The sequence below is a fragment of the Haloarcula sp. CGMCC 1.2071 genome (assembly GCF_037078445.1).
Taxonomy (GTDB): domain Archaea; phylum Halobacteriota; class Halobacteria; order Halobacteriales; family Haloarculaceae; genus Haloarcula; species Haloarcula amylolytica.
Genome location: NZ_JAYMGY010000001.1, coordinates 417554 through 435155, shown reverse-complemented (window position 1 = coordinate 435155; position 17602 = coordinate 417554). Strand labels below are relative to the sequence as shown.

At 63.6% G+C, this 17602-nt stretch carries 17 protein-coding genes; 3 read left to right on the top strand and 14 right to left on the bottom strand.

Annotated elements, in window-relative coordinates:
* Window positions 1-156 precede the first annotated feature (156 nt).
* Window positions 157-2673: a DNA topoisomerase I gene (locus VI234_RS02225; protein ID WP_336329120.1), complete on the top strand. Its 2517-nt coding sequence runs from the start codon at window positions 157-159 to the stop codon at window positions 2671-2673.
* 12 nt (window positions 2674-2685) lie between these two features.
* Here VI234_RS02225 and VI234_RS02220 read toward each other — a convergent pair whose 3' ends face one another.
* From VI234_RS02220 to VI234_RS02210, 3 genes are all read right to left on the bottom strand, one after another.
* Window positions 2686-2877, bottom strand: a complete 192-nt coding sequence (locus VI234_RS02220; protein ID WP_336329119.1) for a hypothetical protein — start codon at window positions 2875-2877, stop codon at window positions 2686-2688.
* Complete coding sequence (locus tag VI234_RS02215) at window positions 2874-3275, bottom strand: Rieske (2Fe-2S) protein (protein ID WP_008312739.1); 402 nt, start codon at window positions 3273-3275, stop codon at window positions 2874-2876. The genes VI234_RS02220 and VI234_RS02215 overlap by 4 nt, the downstream gene beginning before the upstream one ends.
* Before the next feature lie 62 nt (window positions 3276-3337).
* Window positions 3338-3814: a hypothetical protein gene (locus tag VI234_RS02210; RefSeq protein WP_008312738.1), complete on the bottom strand. Its 477-nt coding sequence runs from the start codon at window positions 3812-3814 to the stop codon at window positions 3338-3340.
* Between the two features lie 186 nt (window positions 3815-4000).
* Between VI234_RS02210 and VI234_RS02205 the strand changes: the two genes are divergently transcribed.
* Entirely contained in the window at window positions 4001-4714 is a 714-nt protein-coding gene (locus VI234_RS02205; protein ID WP_336329118.1) for a phosphoglycerol geranylgeranyltransferase, read from the top strand.
* On the opposite strand, the gene VI234_RS02200 is transcribed toward VI234_RS02205, so the two are convergent.
* The 6 genes from VI234_RS02200 to VI234_RS02175 all read right to left on the bottom strand — a co-directional run bounded on the left by VI234_RS02200 (window position 4715) and on the right by VI234_RS02175 (window position 10367).
* A complete protein-coding gene (locus VI234_RS02200; protein WP_336329117.1) occupies window positions 4715-6919 on the bottom strand; it encodes an APC family permease in 2205 nt (734 codons plus the stop codon). It abuts the gene before it with no gap.
* 2 nt (window positions 6920-6921) lie between these two features.
* Window positions 6922-7386, bottom strand: coding sequence for an NAD-binding protein (locus VI234_RS02195; RefSeq protein ID WP_049943084.1), 465 nt, complete (start codon window positions 7384-7386; stop codon window positions 6922-6924).
* 126 nt (window positions 7387-7512) lie between these two features.
* Entirely contained in the window at window positions 7513-8004 is a 492-nt protein-coding gene (locus tag VI234_RS02190; RefSeq protein ID WP_008312734.1) for an Lrp/AsnC family transcriptional regulator, read from the bottom strand.
* 148 nt (window positions 8005-8152) lie between these two features.
* On the bottom strand, window positions 8153-8725 hold the full coding sequence (locus VI234_RS02185; protein WP_008312732.1) for a hypothetical protein: 573 nt from the start codon (window positions 8723-8725) through the stop codon (window positions 8153-8155).
* Window positions 8722-9471, bottom strand: coding sequence for an ABC transporter ATP-binding protein (locus tag VI234_RS02180; RefSeq protein WP_008312730.1), 750 nt, complete (start codon window positions 9469-9471; stop codon window positions 8722-8724). Before VI234_RS02180 ends, VI234_RS02185 begins: the two co-directional genes overlap by 4 nt.
* Window positions 9468-10367: an ABC transporter permease subunit gene (locus VI234_RS02175; protein ID WP_336329116.1), complete on the bottom strand. Its 900-nt coding sequence runs from the start codon at window positions 10365-10367 to the stop codon at window positions 9468-9470. The genes VI234_RS02180 and VI234_RS02175 overlap by 4 nt, the downstream gene beginning before the upstream one ends.
* A gap of 192 nt (window positions 10368-10559) precedes the next feature.
* Here VI234_RS02175 and aspS point away from each other — a divergent pair, with 192 nt between their 5' ends.
* Window positions 10560-11864 carry an aspartate--tRNA(Asn) ligase gene (gene aspS, locus VI234_RS02170; RefSeq protein WP_008312727.1) on the top strand — a complete coding sequence of 435 codons (1305 nt, stop codon included), beginning with the start codon at window positions 10560-10562 and terminating at the stop codon, window positions 11862-11864.
* Window positions 11865-12080: 216 nt separating this feature from the next.
* On the opposite strand, the gene VI234_RS02165 is transcribed toward aspS, so the two are convergent.
* The 5 genes from VI234_RS02165 to VI234_RS02145 all read right to left on the bottom strand — a co-directional run bounded on the left by VI234_RS02165 (window position 12081) and on the right by VI234_RS02145 (window position 17601).
* A complete protein-coding gene (locus tag VI234_RS02165) occupies window positions 12081-12263 on the bottom strand; it encodes a hypothetical protein (protein WP_336329115.1) in 183 nt (60 codons plus the stop codon).
* 210 nt (window positions 12264-12473) lie between these two features.
* A complete protein-coding gene (hop, locus tag VI234_RS02160) occupies window positions 12474-13304 on the bottom strand; it encodes a halorhodopsin (RefSeq protein ID WP_008312723.1) in 831 nt (276 codons plus the stop codon).
* Between the two features lie 170 nt (window positions 13305-13474).
* Window positions 13475-14236 carry an aldo/keto reductase gene (locus VI234_RS02155; RefSeq protein ID WP_336329114.1) on the bottom strand — a complete coding sequence of 254 codons (762 nt, stop codon included), beginning with the start codon at window positions 14234-14236 and terminating at the stop codon, window positions 13475-13477.
* A gap of 80 nt (window positions 14237-14316) precedes the next feature.
* Window positions 14317-14676 (bottom strand): DUF7344 domain-containing protein, encoded by a 360-nt coding sequence (locus VI234_RS02150; RefSeq protein ID WP_008312718.1) that lies wholly within the window; start codon window positions 14674-14676, stop codon window positions 14317-14319.
* A 156-nt stretch (window positions 14677-14832) separates the two neighbouring features.
* Window positions 14833-17601 (bottom strand): PAS domain S-box protein, encoded by a 2769-nt coding sequence (locus tag VI234_RS02145; RefSeq protein ID WP_336329113.1) that lies wholly within the window; start codon window positions 17599-17601, stop codon window positions 14833-14835.
* Between the last annotated feature and the right edge of the window lies 1 nt (window position 17602).

The following is a 17602-nucleotide window of genomic DNA, read 5'->3' as shown; positions in this document are numbered from 1 at the left end:
TGCGGGACCGCTACCGAGTGGTAAGAGGCTACCTCCGCGCGAGCGCGAGCGGCCCCGCAAGCGCCCGCACACCCGCGCTGTCGCCTGATTTTCCCGAAAGCCTTTAGAACAATTGACTCCGTAGCGACGGGTAATGACAGAGACAGGTGGTGTCTGATGCGGCTGATTATCACCGAGAAGGACAACGCCGCCCGCCGCATCGCGGAGATCCTCTCCGAGGGGAGCGCGTCCGCGAGCCGGCAAAACGGCGTCAACGTCTATCGGTGGGGGAACACCCGCGTCGTCGGCCTCTCCGGCCACGTTGTCGGCGTCGACTTCCCCGAGGAGTACAACGACTGGCGCGACGTGGAGCCGGTGGAACTCATCGACGCCGACGTGACGAAGGAGCCGACCCAAGAGAACATCGTCACGACGCTGAAGCAACTGGCCCGGGAGGCCGACGAGGCCACTATTGCGACAGACTACGACCGCGAGGGCGAACTCATCGGCAAGGAGGCCTACGAACTCATCCGCGAGGAGACCGACGCGCCCGTCGACCGCGTCCGTTTCTCCTCGATCACCGAGCGGGAGGTCCGGGACGCCTTCGCCAACCCCGACGACATCGACTTCGACCTGGCGGCCGCCGGCGAGGCCCGCCAGATCATCGACCTCGTGTGGGGCGCGGCGCTGACCCGCTTCCTCTCGCTGTCGGCCCGGCAACTGGGCGACGACTTCATCTCCGTTGGTCGGGTCCAGTCGCCGACGCTGAAGCTCATCGTCGACCGCGAGCGCGAGATCCAGGCCTTCGACCCCGAGGACTACTGGGAGATCTTCGCCGACCTCCAGAAGAACGGCTCGGGCTTCGAGGCCCAGTACTTCTACGACGACGACGGGAAGGAGGCCGAGCGGGTCTGGGTCGAGGACGACGCCGACGACGCCTACGCCGACCTGACGGGCGTCGACGCGGCGACGGTGACGAGCGTCCGCCGCCGGACCCGCACCGACAGCCCGCCGACGCCGTTCAACACCACCGCCTTCATCTCCGCCGCCAGTTCGCTGGGCTACTCCGCCCAGCAGGCGATGTCTATCGCCGAGGAACTGTACACCACCGGCTACATCACCTACCCGCGAACGGATAACACGGTGTATCCCGACGACCTCGAAGAGGACGCCCTGCTCGACGAGTTCGTCGGTGCCGGCCACTTCGGCGAGGACGCCGAAAAGCTGCTGGAGCAAGACGACATCACCGCCACCGAGGGCGACGAGGAGACCACCGACCACCCGCCCATCCACCCGACGGGCGAGATTCCGCCGAAGGTCGACCTCTCGGACGACGAGTGGGAGATCTACGAACTGGTCGTCCGACGGTTCTTCGCGACGGTCGCCGAGGCCGCGACGTGGGAGCACCTCCGCGTCGTCGCCGACGCCGGCGGCCGCTCGCTGAAGGCCAACGGCAAGCGCCTGGTCGAACCGGGCTACCACGAGGTGTACCCCTACTCCAGCGCCAGCGAGAACCACGTCCCCGACGTTGAGGAAGGGGAAGAGCTGGCCATCTCCGAGGTGCGGATGGAAGCCAAACAGACCCAGCCGCCGCGTCGCTACGGCCAGTCGCGGCTCATTCAGACCATGGAGGATAAAGGGTTGGGGACGAAGTCGACCCGACACAACTCCATCGAGAAACTGTACGACCGCGGCTACATCGAGGGCGACCCGCCCCGCCCGACGACGCTGGCGATGGCCGTCGTCGAGGCCGCCGAGGAGTTCGCCGACCACGTCGTCAGCGACGAGATGACCGCCCGGCTAGAGGCTGACATGACCGCCATCGCCAACGGCGAGGAGTCGCTCGATACGGTGGCCGACGAGTCCCGCGAGATGCTCAAGCGGGTGTTCGACGAACTGCGCGATTCCCGCGAGGAGATCGGCGAGCACCTCCAGGAGTCGCTGAAAGCCGACAAGACGCTCGGCCCCTGTCCGAAATGCGGCGAGGACATGCTGGTCCGGCGCTCGCGCCAGGGGTCGTACTTCGTCGGCTGTGACGGCTTCCCCGAGTGTCGTAACACGCTGCCGCTGCCGTCGACGGGTGAGCCGCAGGTGCTCGAAGACCACTGCGAGGAACACGACATGCACCACGTCAAGATGCTCGCCGGCCGGGACACCTTCGTCCACGGCTGCCCCCGCTGTGAGGCCGAGAAAGCCGACAAGAGCGAGGACGAGGTCATCGGGCCGTGTCCGGAATGCGGCGTTGCTCCGGAGGAGCAACGAGGCGACGGCGACGAAGCAGAGGGGGGCGAGCTGGCCATCAAACACCTCCGCTCAGGCTCCCGGCTCGTCGGCTGTACGCGCTACCCCGATTGTGACTACTCGCTGCCGCTGCCCCGCAACGGCGACATCTCGGTGACCGAGGCGTTCTGCGAGGAGCACGACCTCCCGGAGCTGGTCATCGACGCCGACAGCGACGACCCCTGGGAACTGGGCTGTCCCATCTGCAACTACGAGGAGTACCAGGCCCGCACCGCCGTCGAGGACCTCGAAGACCTGAGCGGCATCGGCTCGGCGACCGCGGAGAAGCTCGGCGATGCCGGCGTCGATTCGCTGGCGGCGCTCCGGGAGGCCGACCCCGACATCGTCGCTACCGAGGTGCAGGGTGTCAGCGCCACGCAGGTCCGGGAGTGGCAGGACGAACTGGAAGCCTAACATTCGGTCCGGTCAGTCGGCGACGAACGTCACGCCGTCACAGACCGGACACTCGACGGCCTCCGCGTTGTCGGCTGTGACTGGGTCGACGGCACCGTAGACGACCGCGTGTGCCACCGGCTCGGGAATCTGGCGCTCACAGAGCGGGCACTCGACGACGCCCGCCCGCAGTCGGTCCCGGTCGATGCTGTGGCCAGTGGTCACAGCTGGAGGTGAGACGTGGAACTCGGGCCGTCGTCGTCATCGATACCGCCCTCGTGGGCGAACGTGTAGTCGTCGTCCGTGAGGAACACGTCGCCGTGAGTCTCCGAGATTTCGACGCCAGGGAGCGTCGTCCCCGCGGCGTCGCCGTTGTCACAGCCGCCGTCACAGGCGTCGAACAGGGAGCCGTGTCGGGGACAGATGAGCTGGTCGTCCCGCATCGGGACGCCTCGCCCGGTGTCGAACCGCTGTGCCTCGTGCGTACATCGGTTCACCCATGCCTCGACGCCGTCCTCGCAGGGGACGAGAACGACCTCCTCCAGGTCGCCGTAGGCGTCTTCGGCGGTGAACAGCCACGACCCGTCCTCGTGGACCGTCTCGACTGTCGTAAGTCGCTGCACGGCTGGCGTGTTCGGTTGGCGCCGGTATCAGCGTTACCGTAGTACGGCGGGAACTGTGCGCGTCACTCGCCGGTCTCCGCGGCGATGAGGCGAACCAGTGCGGTAACGAACACCTCGAACAGTCGCCAGACCAAGACGCAACTGACGACGAGCACGGCAAGGACGATGGCGACGAGCCAGAGAAAGAGACCGAACTGCAACTCGGTGAGCAGTCCTGCCGTCAGTCCGACGACGAACCCTCCGACGAAGAGGCCGCCAGCGCCCTGGAGACAGCGGCGTTGCCAGCGGTCGAACGCCAGCGCGTCCTCAGCCCCCAGCAGCGATGGCAAGGCGATGCCGAGTCCGGCACCGCCCAGCGCCAGAATAAAGAAAACGCTACCGAACAGATACGAGAGCCCGCGGACGAAGCCGTTGCCGGACGGTGACGCTGTCGGCATCGTCGAAAACGAGTACAGCACTGCCACCGTTACGACAGCGCCTGTGAGAACGAGCGCGGCCCGGATAGCAGCGACGACGTACCGGCGCTTGTCCGCGGTCATTGTCTGACGATTGTAACATAGTCATCATAAATCTTCGGAGATATACGTATGGGGCCGACACCACTCGGTCGCTATCTGGCTGTTCGGGTGGGCTGTCAGCGTGGCTGTTTGGGCGGGCTGTCAGTGTGACCCACTGTGGTCGGTGTATCCGAAGCGGTTATACGGCCACGCGCAAGTCTGGCAGGTATGAGCGACTGGGCGGACTGGGACCACATCGTGAAGATAGACCCCGACAAGATGCTGGTCGACGGAGAGACGTTCGAAGACGTCGCGGCGACGGGGACCGACGCCATCGAGGTCGGCGGGACGACCGGGATGACGGAGGAGAAGATGAAGCGGGTCGTCGACGCCTGCGGGAAACACGACATCCCCGTGTACATCGAGCCGTCCAACCCCGCATCGGTCGTCCACAGCGACCGTCACGACGGCTATCTCATCCCGGTCGTGATGAACGCCGGCGACGTGGCCTGGATCACCGGCGCGCACAAGGAGTGGATACGCATGGACGACGATATCGACTGGTCGCGGACCTTCACCGAGGCCTACATCGTGATGAACCCGGAGGCGTCGGTGGCGTCCTACACGCAGGCCAACTGCGACCTCGACGCGGACGACGTGGCCGCCTACGCCGAAGCCGCCGAACACCTCCTCGGGCAGGAGATCGTCTACGTTGAGTACTCGGGGATGCTCGGCGACACCGACATCGTCGCCGCCGCCGCGGACATCCTCGACGACGCCACGCTGTTCTACGGCGGTGGCATCCACGATTACGAGTCCGCCCGCACGATGGCACAGCACGCGGACACCATCGTCGTCGGCGACCTCGTCCACGACGAGGGTGTCGACGCGGTTCGAGAGACGGTGAAAGGCGCGAAAGACGCGACGGCGACGGTCAAGTAGCTAGAACGCCAGCCGCTCGAGCAATCGACCGACGACGCCCCCCGGATGGCGTTTCGTGTCTACTTCCATCGACGCGTGGTCGCTGTCCTGAATTGCTGACTGCGTAGACCCGTCGTCGTTTGACGTACGAGCCGCGAGTCCACCGTTGTTCGCGTGTATCAGGAGCGTTCTGTCGCTGTCAGCCGCGTCTATCGCCGATGAGAGGTCCTGCCGGTCCACGAAGGTCCGCTCCGTCGGCACGTCACAGAGGTCCAGCAGGTCGTCGTGGTACGCTTCGAGTTGCTGGCGTTCCTCCGCGGACTGGCGCTCGTCGAGCGGGTAGAGGAACTGGAGGTCGGCTCCGGTCTCCGTCCCGACAGCGTTGCCGACGCGGACTTTCAGCGGGTCGTACGGGCCGCGGGTCGTGACCAGCGTGATTGTTTCCAACGATTCGAGGGACTGTGCGTCGACAGCGATGGTGTCACAGTCGGTCTGTTTCCGGATGCGGTCGATACTGTCGCCCAACAGCGAGTCCTCGAACGACGCGCCCCGTTCCACCAGGAGCACGTCGACGTCCCGCTCGTCGACCGCGTTGGCGACGGCCCGCTCGGGGTGGTGGCTTACGAGTTCACCGTACTCGACGGGAACATCGAACTCAGCCGCCAGCGTGTCGGTCCGGCACTCGAACTCGAGGTCGTCAGAGGACTGGACGCCGGAGGCGTAATCGAGGGGCTGTTGGTCGGGCACTTCGTCGAACTGGACGACCGAGAGACTGCTGCCGGCTGGCGAGAGCGCGGCCCCGATTTCCAGCAGTGTCGCTTCACTCTGTCGCGAGGAGCCTTCGGGGAGCGCGACAAGCACGGAGGTCTCTGTCGTCTCATCGAGCGTCTCCTCGGTCCGGTCGAGCGCGCGGTCGCCGATGCTCCGGCGGACGGACTCCTTGATCGCCCCTTCCCTCGTGACTCGCGGCCGGACGTAACCCAGATACCAGACGATGCTGCCGACGACGATACCGACGGCCCCGACGATCGCGATCAGGCCCATCTGCGTCAGCAGGGCAAAGCCGGTTATGGTGCCGAATATCGGCGTCCACGGGTACAGCGGCACTTCGAAGGAGGGGTCGTAGTCCGGGGCATCGCTCTCCCGGAAACCGATGAGCGCGACGTTGATGAGCGCGAAGACGAGGATCTTGAACGCGCTCGCGAGCTTCGCGATCTCCAGGATCGGAACGAAGAGGATGAGCAGCAACATCACGCCGCCGGTCAGCGTGATCGCGGTCACCGGCGTGCCGAACCGGTCGCTGACCGTGCTGAACAGGTCGGGCGCGAGGCCGTCACGGCTCATGGCGAACGGGTACCGCGACGAGGAGAGGATGCCGGCATTGGCCGTGCTGACCAGCGCCAGAATCGCCGCGAGAACGACGGCCGCGACGCCAGCAGTTCCCAGCGTCGCCTCGGCCGCGTCCGCGATGGGCGTCGTGCTCCCGGCGAGTTGGTCGAGCGGGATGACGCCGACGACGACGGCGACGACGAGCACGTACAACAGCGTCGTGAAGCCGAGCGAGCCCAGCATCCCGAGTGGGATGACGCGGTCCGGGTCTTCTACCTCCTCGGCGATGGAGGCGATCTTCGTCACGCCCGCGAAAGAGACGAACACGAGGCCGGTCGCGGCGAAGATACCCTCGATGCCGTAGTCCCACATCCCGCCGTAACTCGCGGTGTTGACTGCCGGGCCGCCGCCGGCGACGAACCAGCCGATAGCCACGAGCATCACCGCAACGATGCCGATCTGGAGTCGGCCGGTCTGTTCCGCGCCGAGGATGTTGACGAGGATGAGGACGGCGGCGAGCCCGATGGCAACCGGCTTGATTGGTAGATCGAACAGAAGAACGAGGTACGGCACGCCGCCGACGAGCGCGAGCGCGCCCTTGAACGAGAGGGAGAACCACGTTCCGAGCCCCGAAACTGTGCCCAGCAGCGGCCCCATCGACCGCTCGATGTAGACGTACGTGCCGCCGGCCTCCGGCATGGCCGTCGCCATCTCGGCCTTGCTGAGTGCGGCGGGAAGGACGAGCACGCCCGCGAGGAGGTAGGCGGCGATGATGCCGGCCCCGGCGTCTTTCACCGCCAGCGCCGGCAAGATGAAGATACCACTGCCGACCATCGCGCCGATGGATATCGCTACCACTGACAGCAGTCCGAGGTCGCGTTCCAGGTCCTTTGCCATTGTTAGGCGATTTCGGCCGTCTGGAGCGTTGTTTCCACAGCGCGTTCCAGTTCCGTCGCCAGGATGCGTGAGCCACAGATCACCGTCGAGCCAGCCGACTCGAACGCCGATCGATGCTGTGGGTCATTGAGCACGACGACCACGGTTTCGACATCGAACTGCGTCCGAAGCAGTTGTGTCACGAGGAACGCCCCGTGGTCCGTCTGCATCGAGATCAGGGCGACATCGGTCGTTTCGGCCCCGGCGTCCTGAAGCACAGCACGCTCCCGCCCGTCACCGACTACCACGCGGGTGTCGTCGGGCGTTTGCCCGGCAACGCCGTCGTGGTCGGTGACGAGACAGGCATCGGTACCTCGATCTAACGTCGTTACTACCTCAGACCCGACGTGACAGTCACTGATGACCAGCACCGACGGGGGGTCGATGTCGTCGTCCACTCGTTCGCGGAGTCCTGTAAGCGAGATCATGGGTTCGTAGAGGTCGGAGCTACCCGACCGATACGCACCCATTGGTTCCGACATCCGATAAATATCTAGGACCTGTTTCCGATTCCGGATCTATTTATGCATATAATCAATTTTCGGAAGCTTATATTACTTAGTGTCTGGACCGGGGTCGTCGTGCCCGAACTGGTGGAACGGCCGGGTGTACTCGTTCCGAATAAGGTCCTCGTCGACGACCTCCAGTCCGATGTCGTTGAGGTCCCTGCCGATGCGGCTCAGGTCGTTGCCGTCGGTGCCGACCACCTCGACGTGGACGTTGTCGGCTCCGGTCATGACTTCCCGGATGGCGACGACGCCGGACACCTCGAGCGCCCGCTGTGCGACCTCCTCGCGCTCGTGGATCGGTGCCGTACAGACGATGAGCGTATGGAGCTGATACCCCGCAGCCTCGTAATCGACATCGACATCGTAGCCGGCGATAACGCCGGCCTCTTCGAGCTTTGTGATTCGGTTCCGAACAGTTCGTGCGGAGACATCAAGCGATTCAGCGATCTCACTCGCCGACGTGTGTCTCGCATCCTGCTGGAGCGCGTAGATGATGTTCCGGTCCAGATCGTCGATAGGGTACTCCGCGTCGGCCATGTCGGCTGTTTTGACGGCTACCAGTACAAAGGTTCAGGATATTGTCCCGACGCCTTGGTATCGCCCGACTGTCCTCGACACTCCGCTGTGGTTCGCCAGCAACACGGCGACTCGCTATGGGGATTCGAGCCACAGACGCCGCTGTGTCTCAGGAAAGCACCGACTGTTCGGTGAGTGTTACGGTTACCGTCGGGTGATACGCGACCCAGTCGGTATTCTCGCCAGTGCGGTAGGAGAGGGGAACTTCGTCAAAGTAGCCCTGCAGCGTGTACGTGCCGGCACCTGAAACCCGCCGCCCGATGAGTTCGTACTGCCGCTCGATGGATTCACCAGCCTCCAGCGTTCCGGTGAGTGGGGCGTTGTCTTTGTTCGCCCCGTTTGGCCGTATCTCGACGGTATCTACCTCCGCATACTCGTCAGTCAGTAGTAAGACGTCGAGCGACCCCGAATCGCCTGCTGAAACCAGTCCTAACACCCCGAGTGGCCAGACGCCGGTGTTCTTGATTCTGAGGTCCTGTGTCCCGGTGTTTCGGAGCGTTATGTCCAGCCGACCGGGGCTTTCGATCTCGATAGCCCGGTCAGCCGGTGTTACATCGAGTGCCAGCGGGTGCGAACCATCCTCGGTCTCCACGCTGGAGATAGTGTACTCGGTATCGCCGAGACAGCCGGCGAGACCGGACAGCGCCGCCGTCGACACGGCCAGATACTGGCGGCGGTTCATGCGTCCACCGCCCCGGCGTGAGCGGAGCCGTCAGTCAGTGTCATGAAGATGTCTTCGACTGTCGCGTCAGACGAAAGGTCACAGGTGTCCCGGAGCGCCGGCAGGGTCCCTTCGACAATGAGGTCCCCCTCGTAGAGAATCCCGACGCGGTCACAGACCAGATCGACCTGCCCGAGGACGTGACTGGAGAAAAACACCGTCGAACCGCGTTCGGACTCGGCTTCGACAACATCTCGCACCAGCGCGACGCCGTGGGGGTCGAGCCCGGTGAACGGCTCGTCGAGAATCAGGAGGTCCGGCTCCCCGACGAGACTCATCGCGAGTGCCAACCGCTGTTCCATCCCCTGTGAGAACTCGCCAGCGGGTCTTTCGATAGCGTCGGCCAGTCCCACGCGCTCGAGCAGTGCTCGTGGGTCGTCGTCCGCACGCTTCGTATCGATCACCAGTTCGAGGTGCCGCCGCGCGGACAGCGACTCGTAGGTCTCGAAGCGGTCGGGACAGATACCGACGCGCTGGTGGCAGGCGACGACATCGTTCCACGGGTCGTGGCCGAGAACGCGGGCCGTTCCCGACGTTGGTTTGATGTAGTTCATCAGCAGATTGATAGTGGTCGACTTGCCGGCACCGTTCGGGCCGAGGAAGCCGTACACCTCGCCCTGTGCAACGGTCATGTTCAGCGCATCGAGCGCAACAGTCTCGCCGTACTGCTTCGAAAGCCCGTCGGTCTCGATTGCCGGCGGCGTCATGCGAGGTCACCTCGCTTGAACCGATAGCCGGCCAGTGCCAGCGGGACGACACCCCAGAAAAGCAGTACGACGAGGCCGAGCGATTCGTGAAGGTAGACCGGAACTGGCTGTCCACTAAAGGCTACATCAACGACGTACTCGTTGGTTGAGATACCGGGATACAGCACGTCGATGACTGACGTGTACTGGCCACCGGAGTTCGCCAGTCCGAGTATCCAGTTCGTTACAGTTCGGTACGCTCGACCCGGCGAAAGCCGAAGTATAGCGAACAACAGACCGTCAGCCGGCGGTTCGAGCGGATTGACTGCGTTGCCGGTCACAGCGGAATAGATACCGACGCCGATGCGTTTCCACCCCAGCGTCAAAAGTAGAAAGAAACCGCCGAAGAGTACGCTGGTGACACGGACTGTGCTGGTCGTGGCTGCCGATGCCGCTGTTGCGACTGACACGAGCACAACGATGTACAGCACTGTCACCAGAAACACGCCGATGAAACGTAACGGGGAGAACAGGCCGAACTTGACACCGCCAATCACGCCGAGAATAACTGTTGCGAGGGCAAACGGGAGCATAGCCCCGACGCTCCGACCGAAGACCTTGCCGATGAGAATATCAGTTCGCGTGAGGGGCAGTCCAAGCAGGAATTTCAAACTGCCCGACGTGCGCTCCTGAATAATCGACCGATACGTCAGCAACAGCACACCCAGCGGGAGGAGGATTGACCCGGCGACCTGAACGAAGCCGACCGTGACGTTCGGGCCGAGCACGTCCCAGCTCTCGTATGTGGGACCATACCCCCAGACGACGAGCAGGGGCGCAAGTATCCAGGTTCCTTTCGATTTGAGTAACGCGACTGCCTCTTTCCGTGCGACGGGAAACCATCGGGGGAGGGCCATGTAGTCGGATTTGAAAGTGTTTCATATAAAACACACTGTCAACGGCTACTCTGTTTACACGGCACCGAGCTATCGCTTCTGCCGGGCCTGCGCATCAATGGCGTCTTGTCCCGAGACCACCGCGTCCGAGAGGGACCTGCGCCCTCGCCTCGAAAGACTGTTCTTAAGTTAGGCCCACAAGAACCAACGTCCATGGAAAACCGAACCTACACGACGGACGCAGCGCCGGGTGACACGGTCACCGTCGCCGGCTGGGTCCACGAGATCCGAGACCTCGGTGGAATCGCCTTCCTTATCCTTCGGGACACCACCGGAAAGATTCAGGTCAAGTTCGAGAAAGACGAGATGGACGACGACCTCGTGGAGACGGGGCTGAACGTCCAGCGCGAGTCGGTCATCTCGGTCACCGGCGACGTCGAGGAGGAGCCGCGCGCCCCGACCGGCGTCGAAGTCACGCCGGAGTCCGTCGACGTGATTTCGGAAGCCGACCCCGAACTCCCGCTCGACCCCTCGGGCAAGGTCGACGCCGAACTGCCGACCCGCCTCGACAACCGCACGCTCGACCTCCGCAAGGACGAGGTGAAGGCCATCTTCGAGATCCGCGCAGAGGTCCTCCGGTCGGTCCGCGAGGCGTTCCGCGACCTCAACTGCACGGAGATCAACACGCCGAAGATCGTCGCTACGGGGACCGAAGGCGGGACCGAGCTGTTCCCGATCACCTACTTCGGGCAGGAAGCGTTCATGAACCAGAGCCCGCAGCTGTTCAAGCAGCTGATGGTCGGCTCCGGCCTCGAACGCGTCTTCGAGATCGGCCCGATCTTCCGCGCCGAGGAGCACAACACGCCGCGGCACCTCAACGAGGCGACCTCCATCGACTTCGAGTCGGCGTTCTACGACCACACCGAAGCGATGGACGCCTGCGAACACGTCGTCCAATCCGCCTACGAGGGCGTCGCCGAGAACTGTCAGGACGAACTGGAAGCGCTCGGCCTCGAAGACGAGTTCGCGGCCCCCGAGGGCGACTTCCCGCGACTCACCTACGAGGACGCCCTGGACCGCATCAACGCCACCGGCGAACTCGACGAGCCGCTGGTGTGGGGCGACGACCTCTCGACCGAGGCTGAGCACGTCCTCGGGCAGGAAGTCGGCGAGCACTACTTCATCACCGACTGGCCCAGCGAGATCAAGCCGTTCTACATCAAGGACCACGACGACGACGAGGAGGTCTCGACCGGCTTCGACATGATGCACCCGTCGATGGAACTGGTCTCTGGCGGCCAGCGTGAGCACCGCTTCGACCACCTCGTCGAAGGGTTCGAACAGCAGGGCCTGGACCCGGAAGCCTTCGAGTACTACACCAAGATGTTCAAGTACGGCATGCCGCCCCACGCCGGCTGGGGCCTCGGCGGCGAGCGCCTCATCATGACGATGCTCGGGTTAGAGAACATCCGAGAAGCGGTTCTGTTCCCGCGAGATCGGCAGCGTCTGAGCCCGTAGGAAGCGAGGTTCTGACCGCGGGGAAGAACCTCGGAATCGCGAGCAGAGCGGGACCGAAGGTCCCGCAGGCAGTCGGGCGGTACCACCGCCCGACGACGGGGAGGAACGACACGCGAGCGCACTGTCTCGCAGCGGTTCGAGTTCGGCACGTCTTGAGACAGCCGCAGGGCTACACACTGTATCCGACACGAGGACGGGAGTACGACCCGTCCCCGACTATGCGTTCGACGCCGCCTGTTTCAGAATCTGTGGCGTGACCACAACTTCGAGCGCAGCGATACCGAGTGCGACGTACCGTATCGTTCCCTCAAGGAAGAGGAACGCGACAGCCGCAACTACCGTGGCGCTGCCCAGTGGGATACCGTAGCGAACGACCGGGTTTTCGAAAGGGGAGGGCATACAGACTAGTCAATCGAACGCTGTCTCATATTCGTTTCTGACTTCGGTGGATTGTGAGCGACTCAGGTGCCGGCGAGTGTACCTACGACAGCCACTGGTTGCCGATTGGGTGGCCGCTACGAGGGGACCGAGTGAGCACGGTTGGGAAGAACAGCGGCCGGGAGATGTATAGAACGGGCAAAATAAAGAGGAGCGTTCGCGACGCGTATCTCAGTCGTCTGCGGGCGCAGCGCCGCCGGAGCCGATACTCGCCCCGGACCCCGAGACGGTGCCTTCGTTGGCGGCGACCCAACGCAGGAGCAGGAACGCGAAGACGTACTTCGCGAGGATGTCGAGACCGGAGTAGCCCCACGAGGTGACGCCGACGCCCAGGAGGGCCACCCCTTCGGAACCCAGCGCCCAGAGAATCGGATAGCCGAGCCAGAGGACCACGGTCAGGAGCTTGAGCGTCCCGAATATCTCGCTCGTCCCGGCAGCTTCTGCGTCGGCCGGCCACTGGACGAGCAGGACGTACAGCACCGCGACGAAGAACGCACAGCTGATGCCGTAGAATACCCACCGCAGCAGGTGCGAGGAAGTAATTAGTGCGGCGGCGAGGCCGGTCACACACATCCCGATGTCCATCGTGATGGCGGTGAACAGCGACGCGATATCGGTGTCAGCCAACAGGCCCAGCGCCAGGAGAATCATCGGCGTCGAGAGCGTCCACGTCAGGTAGCGGCCCCACGGTGACAGGACTTCCTGCCCGGCGAGAGCGTGGCCCGGCGGCATCTGCAGGAAGCCGACCGTCAGGCCCGAGGCCAGACCGGCGTAGCTGGAAATCGAGACCAGCGGAACCAGCATCGTCGCAACCCAGATGAGTTTTGCACGGGGCGACTCGATGTCCCGACCCATCGCGACGAACAGGAGGATGACCACGCCCGCCAGCGCGATGTTCACCCAGAGCGATGAGTTCAGGAGGAAATTCGACTGTATCTCCTGGAGCACGTCTGACTGTGTCGCCTGGAGTACTGTCGTTGCAGTGGTACTGGCAGCTGTCATGTATACTGACTACGAAGAGCACACTTAAAGACGCGTAGCCAAACGGTATCGGTATCCGCCGTTGTTTTCGGGTTTCGGAAGGGAGAGACGAGTCCCGGACACTGCAGCGGAACCGCCGCACTAGACCGTCTCAGACCACGACTCACCGCTCGTGTCGAACGGCGTATGACTCACTCCGGGAACAGCTCTTCTTCACGCTCGATGGCCTCGATGCGCGCAATTTCGGCGTCGGTCAGTTCCAGGTCGGCAGCGGCGAGGTTGGCCTCGAGATGGGGTCGGGAAGACGCCTTCGGGATTGTGACGACGTTCTCGTAGCTGGTCACCCACGCGATGCTGACGGCGGCCGGCGACGTGTCGTGCTGGTCGGCGATGTCGACGACGGTCGGGTCCTCGAACACGCGACCGCCGGCCAGCGGTGCGTACGCGACCAGCGGGTAGCCGTGTTTCTGGGCGTCAGCGAGCAGCGATTCGCGCCAGAATAGCGGATGGAACTCGACTTGGTGTGCAGCAATTCCGTCGAGGTGCTCGCGCGCGACAGTCAACTGGTCCGGCTCGAAGTTCGAGAGCCCGACGTGCTCGGTCAGTCCCGCCTCGCGCACGGCCTCGACGGCAGGCAGCGTCGTTTCGGGGTCGTAGTCGCCACGCGGGCGGTGGACGTACAGGAGGTCGACGGCGTCGAGACCGAGTCGGTCGAGGCTGGCTTCCGTGCTTGGACGGACAGCGGTCGCCTCAAGGGCGTCGATCCAGAGTTTCGTCGCGACAGTCAGGTCAGCCCGATCGGTGTCGGCGGCGGTGATGCCTGCACCCACAGTACTTTCGTTGTCGTAGATCTGAGCGGTGTCGAGGTGGCGGTAGCCACAGTCGATGGCTGTCCGAACGACAGCCTCGTCCTCGATACCCATCGTGCCGAGTCCGACCGGTGGGAGATCCATGCTCCGGCGTTCGGACCCCTATTAAAAAGGAGTAGTGGCTCCGACAGGCCACATCCCCCCAGATGCGGCCCGCCGGTCGATTAGAAGTCGGTCCGCTGCGTGACAGCTTCCGCGTGGTCCGCCCACTTTTCTACGGTCGGGGACCCCCAGTACTTCACTGCGCCGCTTCGCTCGTCGTAGTCGATGAGCCCGATCCGGTGGAGGACTGGCAGGTGCTCCTCTTCGAGCTGTGTTCGGATCGTCGAGGGTGACGTATCTGTTGCATCGACCGTGCTCGTCTCTCCATGCTCCGATATTGCCGAGGCTAGCGCCGTGACGTCAGCGGCCGTCTGGTCACCGCTCGCGAAGTAGTGACAGACGGCACGGCGTCGCCAATCAGCCAAAACCTCGAACACGTCGTCTACATCCGCCGTAGACAGCGTTCTGTCCGACGGCGTCATCCCACACCACTGGTCACTCTGCGACCCTCCATTCCTTTGGTTACTCATTTACTCGTATTAAATTAATAGCTCCCAATATTATTAACTCTGTACCTAGACGGCTAGGTACCCGTCGAACGCGCTGGCTGTAATTGCCAACAGCGTCACCGTCGCGTATCACTGCATATCGAACACAGCGTCGATGAGATTCCGCTGCGCTCGCCGGAGATGCTGATGGAGCGTCGGTGACGCGATACCGAGCCTCTCTGCCAGTTGCTCGGCGTTCGTATCCCGGGGCCAGGCGTAGTAGCCCGTCAGGAAGGCCGTGCGGAGGACTTCCTTCTGGCGGTCAGTCAGGTGGTTGCGTGGGTCCGTTTCGACGTCAAGTATGTCGTCTGTCCGGTCGCACTCCTGCTTTGCCGTCAGCGTGCTCTCAGGCACCCGGTCGGAGACTGCGTCCCGTATCGCCCGGGAGTCGGCATCCGGCGAGGCCTCGACAGTAATGGAGAGCGCCCCATCGTCGGCAACCACCGTCCGACAGCGAGCACCGACATCGAGAAGCAGCGATTGGACGGTTTCTGTAACCTGCAGCTCGATGATACCATTGGCATCGTCTGCACGGACGACCCGCGAGCCGAGAATCTCCGCATGAGAACAGAGGTGCGCAGAGACTGCATCGGGCGGCCCGTGGTCGACGGAGACATAGAGGAGGTGCGTCGGCTCGGTATCGACAGATTCGACGACCTCGATTCGGCACCCGTACGCATTCGCCGCCGAGACAAGGGGTATGTCGGGGCATTCCGATTCGAATGTCAGTTCGAGCGTGGTATCGTCAGACAGGAGTTGCCTGTTCTGGACCGCGGCGAGCGTGTACCCGACCATTTTACCGAGGACAGCGAAACTGTCAGCTATTCGGCCGCCGAACGCCGCTGGCTGGTCGGCGTACACGCAGAGAACGCCGTGGACAGTGTTTCCCTGAACCAGTGGAATCGCTGCGGCGGACTTGAACCCCTGCTCGCGAGCAGCGGCCCCACACTGCTTGAATTCGGCCGGGTCGCCGCAGTCTTGTATCGTCTGGACCGCACCTGTCACGAGGGCTGTTTCACACAGCAATTGGTCGTTCCCGTCACTAACGATGAGTTCGTCGAGAACGTCACTATTGTCGCCGGCTACCGTTTTCGGCACGAGTCTATCGTCCGCGCCGGCTCGCTCACCGATCCACGCTAGCTCACAGAGGTCCGATTCGACAATGCGCTCACACACTGTCTCTGCAGTCTCGTGGCGAGTCGCGGCACCACCCAAAGCGTGAATGAGGTCCTGTATGAGCATGTTGACCCCGTTGAGTGTCGCCAGTTCGTCGCGCTGTCGTTCGATCGCATCCTGACGTTTCCGCTCTTCGGTGATGTCCTGATGGATCCCGACGGCCCTGATCGCCTCGCCGTCGTCGTTCCACTCGAACACCTTGCCGATGTCCCGGATCCATCGCCACTCCCCGTCTTTCGTCCGCATCCGGAACTCGCTCTGATACAGATCGGTCTCCCCGGACTTCAGTTCCGCGAGCGCCTGTTCCACTCGGTCGAGGTCGTCTGGATGGGCGAGGTCGGCCCACGTCTCGTAGTGTGGCTCCAGTTCGTCCGTGGTGTAGCCGAGCATCCCGGTCCAGCGCTCGTCGAAGGTGACATCGTTGGTTTTGGGGTTCCAGTCCCAGACGCCGAGTTCCGCGCCTTCGAGCGCGAGATTCAATCGCTCAGTCATCTCCTGATACTCCCGCTCGCGGTTACAGCGCTCCGTGATGTCCCGAGCGACGCCGATCAACCCGCTGTAGTTGCCGGCTTCGTCGTGAATCAGCGTATAGTTGATCGACACCTCCCGTTCGGTACCGTCTTTCCGACAGAACGTCAGATCGGCAGTCGTGCTCTCTTGCCCAGGCGTTTCGAGCAGCGTTTCCACAGTCGCCTGCCCCTTCGAGAGTTCACCGGAGGCCAGCACTGTCGAGGCGTGTTCGCCACACAGTTCGTCCGGCTCGTACCCGAGGTTCGCCGCGAACGACTCGTTACAGAAGTCGATGACACCACGTTCGTCGAGCGTGTAGAGGCCGTCCTGTGCCTGCTCGACGAGGAGATCCAGCAGCGCCATGCGGGCATCACGTCGTGCAGTCTCGGTGATGTCTCGCAGCAGGACGAGCGTGAGTCCCCCAGCGGCGTCCGGTAGCTCGTGCCCGTGTCGAAGGAGGTACTGGTCGCGGTCGCTACCCGGAACCCGGACCGCAACCGGTTCGGTCGGGGTGTCCCGGAGTCGCTGTAGCTGTCGACGGCCGCCAGGCGTGTCGGGAAGCGCTGTGGCCATGGCGTCGTAAAAGCCCTCGACCCGGCGGGTATCGTCGAGGCGGTCAACGAACGTCGACACCGAGTCGCTCGACCAGTGTACCGTCCCGTCATCCGCCAGCAGGACAGCGATTTCGTTCGCTTCAGCGCGCGATTCGATTCCGGACAGCGCATCTCGGAGCGCGGATTCGGTCCGATCGGCCGACGCCGACACGACGCTGACGATCTTCTCCGCCAGAAACGTCGGCTGTCCGTCCCCCTGTTTCCTGACGACCGTCTCTGCATCGTCGAAGACAGTCGCAGCGCTGTCCGGTGCAGTGGCGTCGGTGTAGAGGACGACCGGGTAGCGGTCGTTCGACACCAGTGGGGCCGGGATATCGCCCAGTCCAGTCGGGTCGAGGACGAGACAGGTGACCGCTGTCGACGCGGCAGCCTCCAACGCGGCATCCGTCGTTGCCACGCTCGTCACCGTCATCTCGGCGCTGTGATCCGCCAGAACCTCGTGTATCTGCTCTCGTGCCGTCGCGTCGGAATCGAGATACACGACTTCGATGTCTCGACTGGCAGCGCCGGTCCGTCTCGCTCCCGCAAACGCGACGTCGTCGAGGCCATTCCCAATCATC